Annotated in this window: 19 protein-coding genes; 10 read left to right on the forward strand and 9 right to left on the reverse strand. The window is 61.8% G+C overall.

Features of this window, described 5'->3' with window-relative positions; genetic code table 11:
• Positions 1-74 precede the first annotated feature (74 nt).
• Complete coding sequence (locus tag AC5Y5C_RS01480; RefSeq protein ID WP_499968370.1) at positions 75-554, forward strand: DUF3237 domain-containing protein; 480 nt, start codon at positions 75-77, stop codon at positions 552-554.
• 89 nt (positions 555-643) lie between these two features.
• Here AC5Y5C_RS01480 and AC5Y5C_RS01485 read toward each other — a convergent pair whose 3' ends face one another.
• Complete coding sequence (locus tag AC5Y5C_RS01485) at positions 644-928, reverse strand: hypothetical protein (RefSeq protein WP_499968371.1); 285 nt, start codon at positions 926-928, stop codon at positions 644-646.
• Positions 929-1,148: 220 nt separating this feature from the next.
• Positions 1,149-1,463 carry a hypothetical protein gene (locus tag AC5Y5C_RS01490; RefSeq protein WP_499968373.1) on the reverse strand — a complete coding sequence of 105 codons (315 nt, stop codon included), beginning with the start codon at positions 1,461-1,463 and terminating at the stop codon, positions 1,149-1,151.
• Between the two features lie 135 nt (positions 1,464-1,598).
• Between AC5Y5C_RS01490 and AC5Y5C_RS01495 the strand changes: the two genes are divergently transcribed.
• Positions 1,599-2,219 (forward strand): CGNR zinc finger domain-containing protein, encoded by a 621-nt coding sequence (locus AC5Y5C_RS01495; protein ID WP_499968375.1) that lies wholly within the window; start codon positions 1,599-1,601, stop codon positions 2,217-2,219.
• Here the strand turns inward: AC5Y5C_RS01495 and AC5Y5C_RS01500 are convergent.
• Positions 2,216-2,875: a DedA family protein gene (locus tag AC5Y5C_RS01500; protein ID WP_499968377.1), complete on the reverse strand. Its 660-nt coding sequence runs from the start codon at positions 2,873-2,875 to the stop codon at positions 2,216-2,218. The two genes, AC5Y5C_RS01495 and AC5Y5C_RS01500, sit on opposite strands and share 4 nt — an antisense overlap.
• Before the next feature lie 155 nt (positions 2,876-3,030).
• Here AC5Y5C_RS01500 and AC5Y5C_RS01505 point away from each other — a divergent pair, with 155 nt between their 5' ends.
• Positions 3,031-4,068: an endonuclease/exonuclease/phosphatase family protein gene (locus AC5Y5C_RS01505; protein ID WP_499968379.1), complete on the forward strand. Its 1,038-nt coding sequence runs from the start codon at positions 3,031-3,033 to the stop codon at positions 4,066-4,068.
• A gap of 15 nt (positions 4,069-4,083) precedes the next feature.
• Here AC5Y5C_RS01505 and AC5Y5C_RS01510 read toward each other — a convergent pair whose 3' ends face one another.
• A complete protein-coding gene (locus AC5Y5C_RS01510; RefSeq protein ID WP_499968381.1) occupies positions 4,084-4,686 on the reverse strand; it encodes a TetR/AcrR family transcriptional regulator in 603 nt (200 codons plus the stop codon).
• A gap of 180 nt (positions 4,687-4,866) precedes the next feature.
• Between AC5Y5C_RS01510 and AC5Y5C_RS01515 the strand changes: the two genes are divergently transcribed.
• Complete coding sequence (locus AC5Y5C_RS01515) at positions 4,867-5,736, forward strand: alpha/beta fold hydrolase (protein ID WP_499968383.1); 870 nt, start codon at positions 4,867-4,869, stop codon at positions 5,734-5,736.
• Between the two features lie 124 nt (positions 5,737-5,860).
• Positions 5,861-6,316 (forward strand): DUF6632 domain-containing protein, encoded by a 456-nt coding sequence (locus AC5Y5C_RS01520; RefSeq protein ID WP_499968385.1) that lies wholly within the window; start codon positions 5,861-5,863, stop codon positions 6,314-6,316.
• Positions 6,317-6,342: 26 nt separating this feature from the next.
• Here AC5Y5C_RS01520 and AC5Y5C_RS01525 read toward each other — a convergent pair whose 3' ends face one another.
• Positions 6,343-6,735, reverse strand: coding sequence for a winged helix-turn-helix transcriptional regulator (locus AC5Y5C_RS01525; RefSeq protein ID WP_499968387.1), 393 nt, complete (start codon positions 6,733-6,735; stop codon positions 6,343-6,345).
• A 297-nt stretch (positions 6,736-7,032) separates the two neighbouring features.
• On the opposite strand from AC5Y5C_RS01525, the gene AC5Y5C_RS01530 reads away from it, so the two are divergent.
• Positions 7,033-8,808 carry a phytoene desaturase family protein gene (locus AC5Y5C_RS01530; protein WP_499968389.1) on the forward strand — a complete coding sequence of 592 codons (1,776 nt, stop codon included), beginning with the start codon at positions 7,033-7,035 and terminating at the stop codon, positions 8,806-8,808.
• A gap of 34 nt (positions 8,809-8,842) precedes the next feature.
• Positions 8,843-9,955, forward strand: a complete 1,113-nt coding sequence (locus AC5Y5C_RS01535; RefSeq protein ID WP_499968391.1) for a DUF6670 family protein — start codon at positions 8,843-8,845, stop codon at positions 9,953-9,955.
• 91 nt (positions 9,956-10,046) lie between these two features.
• Here the strand turns inward: AC5Y5C_RS01535 and AC5Y5C_RS01540 are convergent, their stop codons facing one another.
• Genes AC5Y5C_RS01540 through AC5Y5C_RS01550 form a run of 3 tightly spaced genes read right to left on the reverse strand, consistent with a single transcriptional unit; the run spans position 10,047 to position 12,128 of the window.
• Positions 10,047-10,475, reverse strand: a complete 429-nt coding sequence (locus tag AC5Y5C_RS01540) for a hypothetical protein (RefSeq protein WP_499968393.1) — start codon at positions 10,473-10,475, stop codon at positions 10,047-10,049.
• Positions 10,476-10,501: 26 nt separating this feature from the next.
• On the reverse strand, positions 10,502-11,134 hold the full coding sequence (locus tag AC5Y5C_RS01545; protein WP_499969286.1) for a phosphoribosyltransferase: 633 nt from the start codon (positions 11,132-11,134) through the stop codon (positions 10,502-10,504).
• Positions 11,124-12,128, reverse strand: a complete 1,005-nt coding sequence (locus tag AC5Y5C_RS01550; protein WP_499968395.1) for a LysR family transcriptional regulator — start codon at positions 12,126-12,128, stop codon at positions 11,124-11,126. The genes AC5Y5C_RS01545 and AC5Y5C_RS01550 overlap by 11 nt, the downstream gene beginning before the upstream one ends.
• Before the next feature lie 146 nt (positions 12,129-12,274).
• Between AC5Y5C_RS01550 and AC5Y5C_RS01555 the strand changes: the two genes are divergently transcribed.
• The 3 genes from AC5Y5C_RS01555 to AC5Y5C_RS01565 all read left to right on the forward strand — a co-directional run bounded on the left by AC5Y5C_RS01555 (position 12,275) and on the right by AC5Y5C_RS01565 (position 15,278).
• A complete protein-coding gene (locus AC5Y5C_RS01555; protein WP_499968397.1) occupies positions 12,275-13,048 on the forward strand; it encodes an SDR family oxidoreductase in 774 nt (257 codons plus the stop codon).
• Positions 13,049-13,146: 98 nt separating this feature from the next.
• Entirely contained in the window at positions 13,147-14,346 is a 1,200-nt protein-coding gene (locus AC5Y5C_RS01560; RefSeq protein ID WP_499968399.1) for a CaiB/BaiF CoA transferase family protein, read from the forward strand.
• Positions 14,347-14,375: 29 nt separating this feature from the next.
• Complete coding sequence (locus AC5Y5C_RS01565) at positions 14,376-15,278, forward strand: hydroxymethylglutaryl-CoA lyase (protein ID WP_499969288.1); 903 nt, start codon at positions 14,376-14,378, stop codon at positions 15,276-15,278.
• On the opposite strand, the gene AC5Y5C_RS01570 is transcribed toward AC5Y5C_RS01565, so the two are convergent.
• Entirely contained in the window at positions 15,275-15,565 is a 291-nt protein-coding gene (locus AC5Y5C_RS01570; RefSeq protein ID WP_499968401.1) for a YiaA/YiaB family inner membrane protein, read from the reverse strand. The genes AC5Y5C_RS01565 and AC5Y5C_RS01570 overlap by 4 nt on opposite strands.
• Positions 15,566-15,680 lie beyond the last annotated feature (115 nt).

Raw genomic sequence — 15,680 nt, forward strand, 5'->3', positions numbered from 1 at the left:
GCTTACCTTGACAACTCAAAGTATAGGGATTACCTTGATAGTGCAAGGTATAGCGCATCGAATGGAGGTCAGTGATGTTGACGTTCGAGGAGAAACTGCCGGGTGTTGACGAAGGAGTCTCGCTGGTGCCGCTTTTTCGGGGCGTATGGCGCGTGGCTCGGTACGTAGTCCTGCCCACCACCCCGGCCGGTACGCGCGTGGTCATCGAAATCCCGAACGGGAGGCTGGAGGGGCGGGGGATTTCTGCGCAGACTCTGGGCGGCGCGAATGCCGACTGGTTCGTTATCGGGCCGGACGGGACTGGCACCGCCGACTACCGAGGAACCATGCAGACCGCCGACGGTGCGGCGATCTACATCCACGGCCATGGCCGCTGCGATATGTCAGCAGGCTTTGCCGCCGGAGCGGTCTTGCGCGGACACGCACATTTCGAGACCGGCAGTGACCAGTACCGCTGGCTGAACAAGGTGCACGCGGTATTTCGCGGTGTTGTCGTTGGTGACGGGGCGGCGGGCAAGGCTGTCTACCACGACGAATACTTCGAAGTCCGCTGATATCGGGTCGGGCTCCGCGTACTTTCCTTCAACGCCCAAAGGGCCGCTTCCGTAGGCTGATTCGGAAGCGGCCCTTGGTCTTTGGCGGGCTAGTTGATACCGCCGATGAACTGACCGCTGGCGGGCGGGGTGTAGCGCATCTGCGGGCCAGAGTTGTTCATCGTGTACTGGCCGGTGCCCAGCCGAGCGTGATCCCTGTTGTTGCCCCCCGAGCCGTTATTGCCGGCCCCGGCGACGACGGCGGAGGTGGGAGAGGCCGTCAATTCGATGGCCGCGAAACTTGGCACCAGGATCGCGAGACCGATGGCCGCCGCGGCGACAACGCGGCTTGCGTTAGTGGAAATTGCCTTCGAGGTGGCGGTGATGGCGGTCATTGTGTCTGCGCTCCAATGCTTTTGAAGATCTACTTGCGATGCTTCTAATAACGTGAGCACTATCTGTTGCCATCCTCGATGGCCTGTGATAAGTCAGTCAGCTTGCCGCGGAATAATCAGGGGGACTGGCCTGTTCGATAAAGCAAGACAACTGAATGCGACAACACGGACTCCCATGGCCATATGACCGGGGAGTCCGCGTGTACGTATTCGGTTCTATTCAGTTGTGCGTCGGGCAAGAGATGTCGACATACACGGTCGAGAAGGCGGTGGCACCGCGCAGTCCCTCGACGCCGGTCACTACACACTGCGACAGTGGCGCGTCTTCGATGCCGTTCAGTTGGACCGTGTAACCCTGCGCCTGCAGCTGGTCCACGGTGTCCGCGGCGGATGACCCGCCTCCGGCGGACGCTGAGGCCTGCGCGCTGAACGCAAACGAAGCCACGGCCATCGCTCCGAGCGCTGCGACTGCCACCAAGAACGAAACCGCTGACCGGATGGCCGACCGGGTGAATGAAGTGATCTGAGTGTTCATGGCGGTTCCTTCCACCGTCGAGAAGTTCTAACGTTTAGATGAACTCCTAAGCATTAGGAGGTATTTCCCCTTCACTGTTAGATAGGCCACATGGTTACAAGTGGCGCTATCCATTAGGAGAGATACAGTCGTGGCATGGAAACGGGCTCGTCGGGCACCATCGCCGCCATCCTCGGTGAACCACTTCCGGTGGAACTGATGAATACGGTTCGTGGTGGTCGCGGAGAGATCCGGGATGCCTTGGACGGCGACGAGCCGGTGCATGCATGGCTTAATGCGATGGCGGATCGGGTCCTGGCCGAATCGGGTGCGCACACGATCGCCTTCTCGTTGGAGGATGCGCAGTTTGTCGCCGATGATCTACGCGGCCTGCGTGACGCGTTACGGTGTCTGGCGGCCGAAGTCACCGAGGACCCGAGACCGCCGACATCGGGGATGACGCACACCCAGGCCGTCGCCACGATCAATACGCTCGCTCGTGCCCGGGCGGAGTTGGTATGGCCGGTGAACGCGGAGCCCACCAGAGCGGCGACGGCACGCGGATCGCAGGCGCGGTTGACCGTCGGGTTGATCGCTCGTCAGGCGGTCGACTTCTTCGGCGGCCCGGAGCGCCACCAACTGCGTGCCTGCCTTGCGTCGCAGTGCGTGCTCTACTTCGTCAAGGAGCACCCTCGCCGGGAATGGTGCACGCCGAAATGCGGTAACCGCGCGCGGGTAAAGCGGCATTACGACCGTCAAACGCTCGCGGGCTCCTAGCCGTTATTGGTGACCGCGCGCCGCTTCTCCAGGAAAACCTTGGCGGCCGCCGCGGCGGCCGGGAGGGTCGACAAGATGGCGACCACCAGGATGATGATGTCGAGGTGCTCACCGACGAATGCGACATTGCCCAGGAAATAGCCAACCATCGTCAGCCCAACACCCCATGCTGCGCTACCGATGGCGTTGTACAACAGGAAAACCGGATAGCGCATGCCTGACATGCCTGCGATCACGGGAGTGAAGGTACGCACCACGCCGATGAACTGGGCGATCAACAGTGTCTTGGGTCCGTGTTTGTCGAAGAACTCGCGGGAGGCGGTCAGATACCGCTGTTTGAAGAAACGAGCATCTTCCTTCTTGAACAGTGCCGGGCCCAGCCGGCGTCCGATGAAGTATCCGCATTGGCTGCCTAGCAGGGCGGCCAATGCGGCGCATGGCGCCAGTACTTGGATCGAGACAGGTGAATTCGGCTGAGCGGCAATCAGTCCTGCGGAGAACAACAGGGTATCGCCGGGCAAGAAGGGAAACAGCAGGCCGGTTTCGATGAAGATGATGACCATGGCCCCGGCCAGTACGGCGCCACCGAACAATCCGCCCTCGCCGAGCCAGTACATCGGATCCATGACGTCCGCGGGCGCCAGACCCATGTCCATGGCTGGAAGTTAGCCATGGAACATTGCCGGACAGGAAACAACACGAGAACCCCACCTGGCGCACTCACGGTCTACAGGCGTTCCGGTATGACGGACGTGTGGCAACCGGGTGAACAATCTGGACGTGCGGAGATCCGCCGAATACCTTGGGAATCATGGCCCGCACCACTTTCAGTGTCGCGACGTTCAACATGTACAACCTGCAGGACGCGGACGCACCCCTCTACGCCACGACGAAACCATGGACTCCCGAGGAGTTCAAACGCAAGAGCGAGTGGGCAGCATGGCAATTGGGTATTCTCGGGGCGGACGTCGTGGGGCTGCAGGAAGTGTGGAGCAAGAGTGCGTTGGAGGCGATCCTTGCGGTAGATCCACAGGGCCTGGCCGACGAATACGACGTCCTGGCCACTCCGGCAATAGGAACCTCCATCACCTGCGCCGCACTGGTTCGTAAGGGCCTGCTGACCGGAAAGCCCAAGTGGATAACCGACTTTCCCAAGGCGGTGCGGCTTGAATCGAGGGATGACCCAGCCGATCCCCAGGCACCCGTCATCGACGTCTCGATCAAGAGCTTTTCCCGGCCGGTGCTGAACTTCCAGATCCAGCTGCGCGACGACGAGCCGGCCACGGAAGTCTTTGTGGTCCATCTCAAGTCCAAGCTGCCCACGCAGATCAGTAAGGAATCTTGGTACAAGAAGTCCTCGGCGACGTATCGGCCGCATCAGCAGGCGCTGGGCGACGGCATCTCAACCATCCGCCGAACAGCCGAGGCGGTTGCCGTGCGAGTGTTGCTCAACGGCGTCATGCGTGACACGGAGACTCCGGTCATCGTGTTGGGCGATATGAACGACGGCAAAGAGAGCAACACGGCGAACATCCTGACGGGCCAGCCACGCTATCTCGTCGGAGACTCTCAGGGCGGCAGCGACTTTGGGCTTTATTCGGCGCAGACGCTGCAGGAGTACCGGGACACACGCGACGTGTACTACACCCACGTGCATCAAGATCTGCGGGAGTCCCTCGACCATGTGATGGTCAGCGAGCAGTTCTACGACCACAGCCGCAAACGGGTGTGGCTCTTCGATGGGCTGTTGATCAACAACGACCATCTCAACTTCGATAATCACCGGCAGACGGGTACCGGAGATCACGGCATCGTCAGGGTGAGCTTTAAGCACGCCCCCGTGAAATGACTCGACTATCGGTCTCTACTGCTCGTTGAGTGCTTGTTGTAGTAGCTGATTGAGCTCTTTCTGGACTTTCTCCAGCGGCGCGATATCACGGTTGGCGCGGGCCAGTATCAGGCCACCCTCGATCGCCGAGACAATCAAGGTGGACAGCCCAGCCGCTCGCTGCTGTGAAAACCCCATGTCGGCGAGGCCTGACATGATGAGATCCTGCCACGACTGAAAGATGTTGTTGGCCTGTGGAATCAGGCTGTCGTCGATCTCGCCGCCGCCGATTGCCGCGGAGGCGATCGGGCAACTGGCCCCAAAGTTTTTGTCTTGCAGGATCTCTATCCAGAAATTGACGTAATGGTCGATCCCGCCGGTGGGGCCTAGTGCAAATGCTTCGGTAATTGTTGCGGCGGTGATTTGGCCGGCCAGCTCGAGCGCCTCGCTGATCAGCTGCGCGCGCCCGTTCGGGAAGTAGTAGTAGACCGAACCCCGCGGGGCGCTGCTTCGGGCGATCACCTCGTCGACGGTGACACCGGCCGCGCTCCGCTCGGCCATCAGTTCGACGGCCGCGTACAACATCCGCTGCTTGGTCTTCCCTTTATTTACCTTCTGCGCGGCCTTTGCGACAACCACCAGCCAACCAGCCCTTCTGCCCCTCGGTCGATCGTGGAGGCCCCTCTACTATATAGATTATGGTATTGGCCATATGTTAGATTACCGAAATTAACCAGCCATCAGCGCGATGAGCTCGATCCCTACAGTTCGAGGAGAGACATGGCAGAACTACGAACAGGCCAAGTAACCATCAATGGGGTGAGGTCCCCGCTGTTGTTTGCCGGTCCGGACCACGGCGAGACGGCGGTGGTGTTCATTCATGGAAATCCGGGCTCATCGCACGACTTCTGTGGTCTGCTCGCAGCCGTCGGCGACCATGCGCGAGCCGTTGCCCTGGATATGCCGGGGTTCGGGCAGGCCGATAAGCCCAGCGACTTTCCGCAGAATGCGGTCGGACACGCAACGCATCTGGACGGGGTGCTGACCGAGCTGGGAATTACCAACGTTCACCTGGTCCTGCACGATTTCGGTGGCCTGTGGGGACTGACTTGGGCCACTGCGCATCTCAATCGGGTTGCATCGATCACGTTGATGAACACCGGGGCTGTCTCCGAGCACCGTTGGCACTGGCCGGCGCGACTATGGCTCATCCGGCGGATCGGTGAGCTGGCCATGCGTCTGACCACTACCGCCGCATTCAAACTCGTCATTCAGTACGGCTACGCCCTCAAACCCGCGCCCACCCGGCTGCCTGCGGAATTCCTGGCTCATATGGCGCGTGATTTCGATTCGGAGACACGGGACGCTGTGCTCCGCCTCTACCGTGCCTCGCATCACCTGGGGGAGTTCGGCGAGCCCCTCGCATACCTGTTGCGCCAGCACGATATCCCCGCTCTGGTGATCTGGGGTGCGCGCGACCACTTCCTACCGGTCAAACACGCCCATCAGCAGCTGCAGGCATTCCCCTCCGCTCGACTGGTCATCTTGGATACGGCCGGTCACTGGCCGCTGATCACTCACGCGACGGAAACAGAAACAGCCGTCACGGCTTTCCTGGCACCACTGCTCGAACGCGACAGTCTCCAAGGCCCGCTGTCGGCGACTTTGCCGCTCGAGTCGGCTCGGTAATCGCATGAATAGGAATATCCGGACGGATCCGGCCCGGTTCCTTGATACGTACAGGGGGAATCTCAATATTTCCGCCGCGATATCGCACGGCAATTTTGGCGCGTTCGTCGCTAGCTGGTTGCCCTTGACGCTCAGTCTGTACGCGCTGGTTCAGCTCCTCATGTGGTCGGCCGAGCTGGCCACTACGGCTACCCACCAGCCCGAGAAGCTTGGCGGCATATTCGCCGAAAAGTTGGGTATTCCGCAGCTTAAAGACCTGGGCGACTTCCTTTTCCATATCTTCGCCTGGGGCCACGGCAACCACGCCCCGGAAGTCATGCTCGGGAGCGTATACATCGCATGGTCTCTGTTCCTGCTAGCCGCGGCACGAAAGCCGCAGGCCAACAAGACCTTCATTGAATTCACTATCGCCGGAAACCTCGCCCACTGGTTTGCCATGTCGGTCATGGCGCTGACCATGCACGGGCAGCTGTATCACCTCTACACGGACTGTTTGGTGCCGTTCCTTTCGGCGGCTTTCGTTGCCGCTGTTTGGCTTCCTGCCCGGAAGTACTACAAGACAGAGGGGATGCTTGCCTAGGAACGGTGCCTGTCCGTATCGGCCAGCTAGAAGTTGTGGTCTGTGCCCTCTTTCGCGAGGTCTCCACTCGAGTGCGCCTGGGCGCCGAGGTGTTGCGCCCAGTTGTAGGACCACAGCTTCAAGGGGCTCAGGGCGTACAGGAGTTCCTTTCCGATGGGGGTTAGAAGGTACTTGCCATCATTGGTCGTGTCGGTCAGTTCCACCTCGGTGAGTTCACGCAGACGGGTGGTGAGCACACTCGAGGAGACATTGTTGAGAGCTCTGCGGAGTTCCCGGAATCCCACGGGCGCCTCTCGCAATTCCCAGAGAATCAGGATTGCCCAGCGCCGCCCGAGTAGGTCGAAGGCAGCCATGAGTGGTTGTCCACTGGTGGATCCGCGTACCGGCGAGCCCGGCCTTGGCGGTCTCGCGGTGTTCACACGCACAACTCTACGATGAAACCGATGGTTCGAATATGAAACCATATTGTCGCCGCGACTAGTAAGTACTGAGGGCACTGCCGCGGATGCCCTACATCTGCGCGCATCACCAGGAGTGTCGTGTGGTCGGCCATATAACCGGAAGTGTGCAAATTTCCCCAGCATGTTGACTATCGGTCAGGATCGTCAGCGGAAAGTATACCGATCGGTCTTGCGTCGCTCGCTAACTTACTTTAAAGTCAGATTGGTTCGAAAAAAGAACTGGTTTCCCTGCAATATGCCCCGGGAGTGGTACCTATGAGCGAGTTGTTTCGCGGCAATCGCTGGGATGCCATCGTCGTAGGCGCGGGCCTAGGCGGTATGTCTACAGCCGCGTACTTGGCAGCGGCGGGCCAGCGTGTGCTTTTACTTGAGCGCTACTCGGTCTTGGGTGGAAGTTCGCACGTATTCCGGCGTAAACGACAGTGGGAGTTCGACGTTGGTGTCCACTACATCGGCGATTGCGGCCCGGACGGTCAGGTTCCCACGCTGCTGCGGGGGCTCGGACTCGAGGACCATATCGAATGGCTCCCTCTGGACAACAAGGGATTTGACACCATCGTGGGCCCCGACCTGGAGCTGAAGGTCCCGTTTGGCTGGGACAACTACCTGGAGAATCTGCTCGCGACGTTTCCCGGGGAAGAACGCGGTTTGCGCCGGTACGTTTCCACCGTCCGCCGCATCGGGGAAAACATCAATCGCAGCACCACCCCCGCGGCCGGCAGCCTGGATTTGGCGAAGACGGCTCTCAAGTGGGGCACGGCTGCACCGTGGGCGATGGCACCACATGCCGCACTACTCGTTGCATGCGGGTTGCGGCCACAAACGATGCTCGCGTTGTCTGTACAAGCCGGTGCCCAATGCACCACCCCGCAGGTCCAGCCGGTGGCGGTACATGCCGGATTCCTCCACAACTTCATCGCAGGGGGCGGGTGGTTCCCACGCGGTGGCGGTCAGATGTTGGCGGCCGGGTTCGCCGAGGTCATCCGCAGTCACGGTGGACATATCCGGACCCGGGTCGATGTCGAACGCATCCTGATCGAACAGGGCAAGGTCGCGGGCGTCCGACTGTTGGGGGGCGAGGAATTGCGCTCTCCTGTGGTGGTGTCGGCTGTGGACATCAAACGCACGTACCGCGATCTCGTTGGCTACGAACATCTGTCCCGGCTTGCTGTATTCCGCAATGAGCGGTGGAAGATGGCCCCGCCGCTCATCAACGGCTACTTCGGTATCGAGATCGACTTGTCGGGCACGCCGAACACCAACTATTACGTCATCCCCCATTGGGAAGATGCGGCGTCGCGGCTAGGCCTTCACCGGATGAGTTCTCGCCTCATCAGGCCCGGAATCCGGGTCGATCCACGAGTGTGGGCGCATGACTTCGCGGCCAATCAGGTTGCATACGTGCAGTCTTCGACGCGCCGTGACCCCTCGAATACCCGTAGCGCGCCGAGAGGTAGCGCAGCAATCGAGGCCCAGACGATGGCCCCCTCGAATCCGGGTGTCTGGGGCATCGCTGGCAACGCCATCGTGTCGGGCACCTACCGTACTGGCGCGCTCTACAAAGAGGTCAAGGAGATAGTCCTCGACGGTCTGCTTCAACGAATAGACCAGGCGTTTCCCGGGGCGGCAGCAAACGTTCATTGGAGTGAACTAGCTACTCCTGCAACACAGGAACGCTATACAAACACCACCGGCGGAAACTCCTATGGCCTGGAACCGCGAATCAGCCAGTTCGGTCCGCTGCGCCCGCGTTCACGAACGGTGATTCCAGGTCTGTTCCTCGCAGGAACCAGCACGGCGTGGGGGCCGGGAACTGAAGGCTCGATGCTCAGCGGAATGCACGCTGCCGGAGCGGTTCTCGGCCGCGACCTTGCCGCCGAAGTGCAACAAGGTGCCGTTATTGCAGACCGAAGCCGCTTGCGGCAGTGGTCCGCAGACTTCGATCCCCTGGAGGCTTGTCGGCCGGGACGCGATGTCGACGTAGCGGATTCAGATGACGAAGACGCCGCACCTGTGGCGGTGCGGCGGTGAAATCCGCTGCAGCAGAGAAAGGGAACTCCGCCTAATGGGCGAAGCGACACGCAACTACGAACTCCCGGTTTACGACAGCGCCGAGCCCGGCAAGGGCCTCTCCGGTTTTGTGATGGACCGTGTGGGCAAGGTGTTCGGCTTGAACCATGCGAAGCCGAGCCCGTCGCCGGCGGAATCTGGGATGCCACCGTTTCCTGGAAAGCTTCGTGGCCGTGAAATGTGGCATTGGGGCGTCATGATCCCGGGCCTGCCCGCGCCGCACTATTTCTTGGCGAACATGGGGCTCATGGGATTCGCCGGGCTTCTCACCGGACGTGATTCTGTGCACGGGAATCTTCGCAACACGGCGCGACTGGGCCACGGCACCGCCGCGACCACACATAATCCGCTCACCACGTATTCGATCAAGGACGGCGCGACGTTCTCGCCCGACGGCGCCAAGATCCACCTGGGTGACGATTTCGTTTTCGACTACGACGCTGTCAAGGGCCATTTGCGTACCCAGCGCGAGGACTTTTCCGTTGACCTTGATCTGGTCCCGACCGGGGAAGTTACTCTCTTTGCCGAATCAGCGTTGTACCGGCATCTCTCGGTTATGTTGCGCGTCGAGGGTGTCGTCCGGCACCGAGGAGTGGAGTCACCCGTTGCGACCCTGGGGACCTTCGAGCACTCGGCATGGTTGTCCGCACTCTCATACGTCCCGGTGTTGCCTGGCTGGCTGCGGGGCAGACTTCCCTCGTTCTTCACGTACCACGTCATCAACCTCGACGAGCGCACACAGATCATGCTCTGCGTTATCGGAGGTATGACCAAACGCAACCCGATCTGTGTCGCCGCTTTCACTCGTGAGATCGGCGGCGAGTTACGCCGTTTCGTGCACAACAACCGTTTCGAGGTATTCAGCCTGCAGGACGAACCGGTGTTAAATTCGGACGGTGTCTCCGTGCGCATCCCGGACCGCTTCCGGTGGACGATCCGTGATGGATCGAGGGAGTTCGCCGTAATCGACGGGACGGTCAATACGCAGGTGCTCGCCGGAGTCGGACCCGGACACATCGGGGGATACAAGTATCAGGCGGTAGTCGATGGCAAGCCCTTCGAGGGCGACGGCTACATGGAGTACCTCGACCACGGCCGCTGGCGTTAATGCATCGTCACACTGTGCGCGCCCATCCTGTTTGATCTGAAGGACGAGAAGCTGGCCGCGAGATGCGCGGCTATATCGGGCCTAGAGCCTGTCACGACATGCTCCGCACCTGCCGATCGCCGAGTGGATTCGCCAGTGGCACTTGAAGACTGCCCTGTACGGCGATCAGGATGCACGCCTTGCCGACGGCCTCCGGTGGCGTGCCACCGCGTAACGCGATCTCGACGGCGTCATCGGTCTCGTGCACGGTCGCGTGCACGCCGTGGCACTGCGGAGTGCCGCTGGTGAAGTGCACGATCACGTCGTGGCCGTCGGGGGAGCGGCTCCAGGTGTCGAATGTCAGCGGACGGCTGCCGAGGATTCGCGCGTCGTCCTGAAATACGACGGACGAAGAGTCCGGTGGAACCTCCGTCGGGGTGGCGGCCGACGTATCGGCTGCTGCCCGCGGCGTATCGAGCCCACGATCGCCACAACCCACGAGCAGGACGAGAGACAAGACTGCCAGCACGACCGTACGCATGTCCCCACGGTAGGCGCATGGTCAGGCTATTTGGTGATCGGTGGCGACAACAGGGCGCGAACCTCGTCGTCGGAGACCTGATGAAAGTCCTCGTAGGCATCGCCTACTGCCTGGAATCGGGAGGGACACGACGCGACCACGAAATCGTCCACAAGGGAACCAAATCGGTGGAACGCCGATCTGGGGGCAACGGGAACAGCCGCCACCACTCGAGCGGGCGATGCCCGTCTGATCGCTTGTAATGCGACGCGCATCGTCGCGCCGGTAGCGACGCCGTCGTCGACCAGAATGACTGTCTTATCGTCGATTTCGACGCTGCGGTGTTTGAGATACATCTGTTCACGGCGGGCGAGCTCGTGGCGCTCACGGCCGGCTACGTCCCTGAGTTGTTCCGGGCTGATTCCCATCGCGCGCACTATGTCCTCGTCGACGACTACCTCGCCGCCGCTGGCAATGGCCCCCATTGCGTACTCCTCGTGTCCGGGAACGCCGAGCTTGCGTACGACCAGCACCTCCAGCGGGGCGTTCAGGGCCGTCGCGATCTCCCGTCCCACTGGAATTCCGCCACGTGGTAGTGCGAGGACCACCACGCGCTGCAACTTGTACGGCGCAAGAATGTTCGCCAGTACGCGGCCGGCATCCTGGCGATCACTGAACATCCGATGCGTGCGTGACATGGGAGGGTCTTGGGTTAGTGCTCCGAATACCTCCATCTTCCGACTGCGATATCGCGCTGACAACAGCCGCATGCTGAACAGCTTCGAACAGCCGGGCGCGGATGGCCGACACCGAATGCGGGAGCCAGACCGCCTGCACGGGAACCAACGCGGGATCTGCGATCTCAATCACCCGTACCTTGCCGTGGTAGACGGCCCCCGGATCGTCGGTGACGAACGCGCAATGATCGGGATGAGCGAGCACCGCCGTGTACGGCGGGGTGCCCTGTACCGGGTTGACCAGTAGTTGTGGCTCGAAACCGCTTCGACGGCAATGTGAGACCAGCAAGTCTGTATAGAACGAGTGGCGGGGTGGAGCCCACACCACGATGGGATAGTCCGCGATCTGGGTGATGTCGATCCGGTCGGTGGCGGCGAGGGGGTGGGACTTCACGACCGCGATGCGCAGCGGTTGGTAAAGCAGCGTGTCGGTGGCCAGGTCGGTGGGAATGTCCACCCCGCGGCGTAGTGCCAGGTCGAGCGAGCCATCGAGGAGGCCGTCGCGCATGGTGCCCGGAAAGACCTGGCGGACGGTGATCGACACGGTGGGGTCGGCGATGACCACCGGCTCGATGATTCGGTAGACCTCGTCGCTGGATATTGCCGGGGAGTGCCCGATGACAAAGGCCCGCTGAGGATTCGAGAAGTTGCGTGCTGCGTTGGCCAGCACACGTATTCCGGCCAGCAGCGGTCTTGCGCCGGTGTACAGCTCATGGCCGGCGTCGGTCAGTTGCAGACTGCGTTGCGCGCGTGAGAACAGCTCGACGCCAAGGTCGCGTTCCAGTTGACGTATCGCCGACGACAGCGCCTGCTGGGTGATAAACAGTTCTGCCGCCGCGGCGGCCAGTGTCGGAGCCTCTGCGGCCACGACAAACTGAAACAATCGCCGGGAATCCAGCAAGTTGACCAGCGAACTACCTTCAGCTGTCGCGCTCATCTGCAATGACAACTCCTACTTGTACTTATACAAGAATAATGTGGTTTTCCCTTGTGTTATCCAAATCTACGATTTTGTATGGAGATGTGGGCCAGCCATGGAACCCACGCATGACGGTCCACGCGGGCGCAAAGGAAGGTCATCAGATGACAGATCATTCGCTAAAGGGTAAGACAGTCCTCATCACCGGTGGAGGTAAGAATCTGGGTGGGCTCATCGCCCGGGATCTCGCGGCCAACGGCGCGGGTGCCGTTGCGATCCATTACAACAGCCCGTCGAGCAAAGATGCCGCCGATGAGACGGTGGCCGCGATCCAAACGGCCGGAGCCAAGGCGGTGGCGTTCCAGGGTGACCTGACCACTGGAGACGCGGTAAGCAAACTATTCGCGGATACCGTCGACGCGGTGGGCCGTCCCGACATCGCCATCAACACGGTCGGCAAGGTCATCAAGAAGCCGTTTACCGAAATCACCGAGGAGGAGTACGACTCGGCGAGCGCGGTCAACGCCAAATCCGCATTCCTGTTCCTCAAGGAGGCGGGTAAGCACGTCAACGACAACGGCAAGATCGTCACTCTGGTGACATCGCTGCTCGGTGCGTATACGCCGTTCTACGCGGCGTACGCGGGAACCAAGGCGCCGGTCGAGCACTTCACCCGCGCCGCCTCGAAGGAGTACGGGGAGCGTGGTATTTCGGTGACCGCGGTGGGTCCAGGCCCGATGGACACGCCGTTCTTCTACCCGGCAGAGGGTGAGGACGCCGTCGCGTATCACAAGACCGCCGCCGCACTTTCGCCGTTCTCGAAGACCGGACTGACCGATATCGAGGACATCGCTCCGTTCATCCGGTTCCTCGTCAGCGATGGCTGGTGGATCACCGGGCAGACCATCCTGATCAACGGCGGCTACACCACAAAGTAGCCCGCGGCTCTCTTGTGGATCGAGCGCGAGCCTGACGCGGATTACCCGGCGTATTTCCCCGTCAGGCTCGCGCTCGACGGAGTAGTAGCGTCACTGCAATGACGGGTGCTCTCGATGGGATCCGGGTGCTGGAGTTGGGCACCCTGATCGCCGGGCCTTTCGCGGGGCGGCTACTGGGAGATATGGGCGCTGAGGTGCTCAAGATCGAACCGCCCGGCGCACCGGATCCACTGCGGACCTGGGGCCAGGCAGAAGTCGACGGGCACCACGTGTTCTGGACGGTGCACGCTCGCAACAAGAAGGCCATCACCCTGGATCTGCGCACCGAGGCCGGGCGCGCGCTGTTCCTCGATCTCGTCGAGAAGTCGGATGTGATCGTCGAGAACTTCCGGCCCGGCACCCTGGAGAAATGGGATCTGGGCTACGACGTCCTGGCAGAACGCAATAACGGCATCATTTTGGTCCGCGTCTCCGGTTACGGGCAGACCGGTCCGGACGCACACAAGGCCGGATACGCCTCGGTGGCCGAAGCCGCCAGCGGTCTGCGGCATCTCAACGGATTTCCTGGTGGCCCGCCGCCGCGGATGGCGCTCTCGATCGGTGACACTCTCGCCGGGATGTTCGCGGCCCAGGGTGCACTCGCCGCGTTGTACCGGCGGACCGTCACCGGGCGCGGACAGATCGTCGATGCGGCATTGACCGAGAGTTGTTTGGCCGTGCAGGAATCCACGATTCCCGACTACGACGTGGGTGGGGTGGTGCGGGGCCCGTCGGGTACCCGGTTGGAAGGCATCGCACCATCGAACATCTACCAGAGCGCCGATGGCAGCTGGGTGGTCATCGCCGCTAACCAGGACACCGTGTTCCGCAGATTGTGTGAGGCGATGGATCAACCGGAGCTGAGCTCGGATGAGCGATTTGTCAACCACGTTGCTCGTGGCCGCAATCAGGATGAGCTTGACGCGATCATCGCCGGGTGGGCGGCACGGCGCCTACCGGCCGACATCATCGATGTGCTCAGCGCGGCCGGGGTGATCGCCGGTCCGATCAATACCGTTGCCGATGTGGTGCAGGACCCGCAGCTCAAGGCGCGGGAGATGCTCGTCGAGCATTTCGACGAGCGCCTCGGACGCTCGGTACTGGGCCCCGGAGTGGTTCCCGTGTTGTCCGAATCGCCAGGCAGCGTCCGGAATGCGGGTCCAGCCCGGCCCGGCCAGCACAACGAGGATGTCTTCGTGGGGCTGCTGGGTAAGAGCGCCGCGGATATTGAGAAGCTGCGCGACGAGGGGGTGCTCTGAGCACGATGAGCCGCTTGCGCGAAGAGCACGTGCCGCTGCCCGCCCACGTCACCATCCGTGAGGTGCTGCTGCGGGATGGACTTCAGCTCGAGACGCCGATCTCGTTGGAGGACAAGCTGAAACTTCTCGACGCGATCGTCGCGACAGGGGTGCGGGAGGTAGAGGCCACCGCATTCGTGTCACCCTCCAAGATGCCCGCGCTGGCCGACGCCGCCGAGCTGTCGGCTCAGCTGTACAACTATCCGGATATCGAGTTCTCCGCACTCGTCGCCAGCCCGAACGGTGCCAAGCGTGCGCTTGCGGCGGGGCTCACCTCGCTGGAGTACGTGGTCTCTGCGTCCGATGGACACAGTCGCGCCAACGTGGGCAGCAGCAGTGCCGAGGCCACCGCGCGCATCGAGGAGATCGTGATGCTCGCACGTGAGGCGGGTGCCACGGTGGAAGTCATTGTGGCCTGCTCGTGGGACTGTCCCTTCGACGGCCCCACCCCGGAACATCGTGTCCTCGACATCCTGCGCCGGGCCCGGGAAGGTGGCGCGGATCGTTTCGCCCTGGCCGACACCATCGGCACCGCCACACCACGCCGTGTCACGAATCTCGTTGCAGCCGTTCGGCCCATTGTCGACGGTGCACCGCTGGGCGCGCACTTCCACAACACCCGTGGATCCGGTTTGGCCAGCGCTTACGCCGCCGTGCAATCCGGGGTGACGCGGCTCGATTCCTCGATCGGTGGACTCGGTGGATGCCCGTTCGCGCCCGGTGCAACCGGCAATATCGCCACCGAGGATCTGGTGTATCTGCTGCGGGACAGCGACATTGGTGTCGACGTTGATCTCGAAGCCGCGGTCGAGGCCGCCCGGCTGGTGCAATCGGTGGTCGGGCACGCGGTTCCGAGCGCTTTGCTGCGCGCGGGTGACCGATTGCTGAACTAAACCGCCGACTTCAGTGGGTTGTGTTCGGCGTAGATTTGCTCGATACGCGCCTCGTCGATCCGATTGCGTACTTGTTGCGATTCGTGGGTGTCACGCACGACCTTGGCCAGCCCGAAGCAGCTGGTGACCAGGAAGAGCGTGCACACCGCGAGGAACGCGCGGGGCCACGGCGATATCGGTAGGTACACGATGCCACCTAGTGTCGAGGCGAACGCGACCACGAAGGCGATGGCGGATTGGACGTAGTACGCGGTGGACGCGCGGACGGTGGGCTCCGATGTGCTCATGCGACCAGACTGGCAGCCGCCGCCCGGTATGGCATGAGTAGAGCTACCCGATGTGTGGGCGCAAGTTTGCGTGCCGGTCGCTGGTAACGATACGGGGGCCGGCCACAGGAAATGA

The sequence above is a fragment of the Mycobacterium sp. NGS15 genome (assembly GCF_059813245.1).

Excerpts from the sequence above, each read along its gene's own strand:
- AC5Y5C_RS01480 (WP_499968370.1), top strand. The coding sequence starts at position 75 with ATGTTGACGTTCGAGGAGAAACTGCCGGGTGTTGACGAAGGAGTCTCG.
- AC5Y5C_RS01485 (WP_499968371.1), bottom strand. The coding sequence starts at position 928 with ATGACCGCCATCACCGCCACCTCGAAGGCAATTTCCACTAACGCAAGC.
- AC5Y5C_RS01490 (WP_499968373.1), bottom strand. The coding sequence starts at position 1,463 with ATGAACACTCAGATCACTTCATTCACCCGGTCGGCCATCCGGTCAGCG.
- AC5Y5C_RS01495 (WP_499968375.1), top strand. The coding sequence starts at position 1,599 with ATGGAAACGGGCTCGTCGGGCACCATCGCCGCCATCCTCGGTGAACCA.
- AC5Y5C_RS01500 (WP_499968377.1), bottom strand. The coding sequence starts at position 2,875 with ATGGACATGGGTCTGGCGCCCGCGGACGTCATGGATCCGATGTACTGG.
- AC5Y5C_RS01505 (WP_499968379.1), top strand. The coding sequence starts at position 3,031 with ATGGCCCGCACCACTTTCAGTGTCGCGACGTTCAACATGTACAACCTG.
- AC5Y5C_RS01530 (WP_499968389.1), top strand. The coding sequence starts at position 7,033 with ATGAGCGAGTTGTTTCGCGGCAATCGCTGGGATGCCATCGTCGTAGGC.
- AC5Y5C_RS01535 (WP_499968391.1), top strand. The coding sequence starts at position 8,843 with ATGGGCGAAGCGACACGCAACTACGAACTCCCGGTTTACGACAGCGCC.
- AC5Y5C_RS01540 (WP_499968393.1), bottom strand. The coding sequence starts at position 10,475 with ATGCGTACGGTCGTGCTGGCAGTCTTGTCTCTCGTCCTGCTCGTGGGT.
- AC5Y5C_RS01545 (WP_499969286.1), bottom strand. The coding sequence starts at position 11,134 with ATGTTCAGTGATCGCCAGGATGCCGGCCGCGTACTGGCGAACATTCTT.
- AC5Y5C_RS01550 (WP_499968395.1), bottom strand. The coding sequence starts at position 12,128 with ATGAGCGCGACAGCTGAAGGTAGTTCGCTGGTCAACTTGCTGGATTCC.
- AC5Y5C_RS01555 (WP_499968397.1), top strand. The coding sequence starts at position 12,275 with ATGACAGATCATTCGCTAAAGGGTAAGACAGTCCTCATCACCGGTGGA.
- AC5Y5C_RS01560 (WP_499968399.1), top strand. The coding sequence starts at position 13,147 with ATGACGGGTGCTCTCGATGGGATCCGGGTGCTGGAGTTGGGCACCCTG.
- AC5Y5C_RS01570 (WP_499968401.1), bottom strand. The coding sequence starts at position 15,565 with ATGAGCACATCGGAGCCCACCGTCCGCGCGTCCACCGCGTACTACGTC.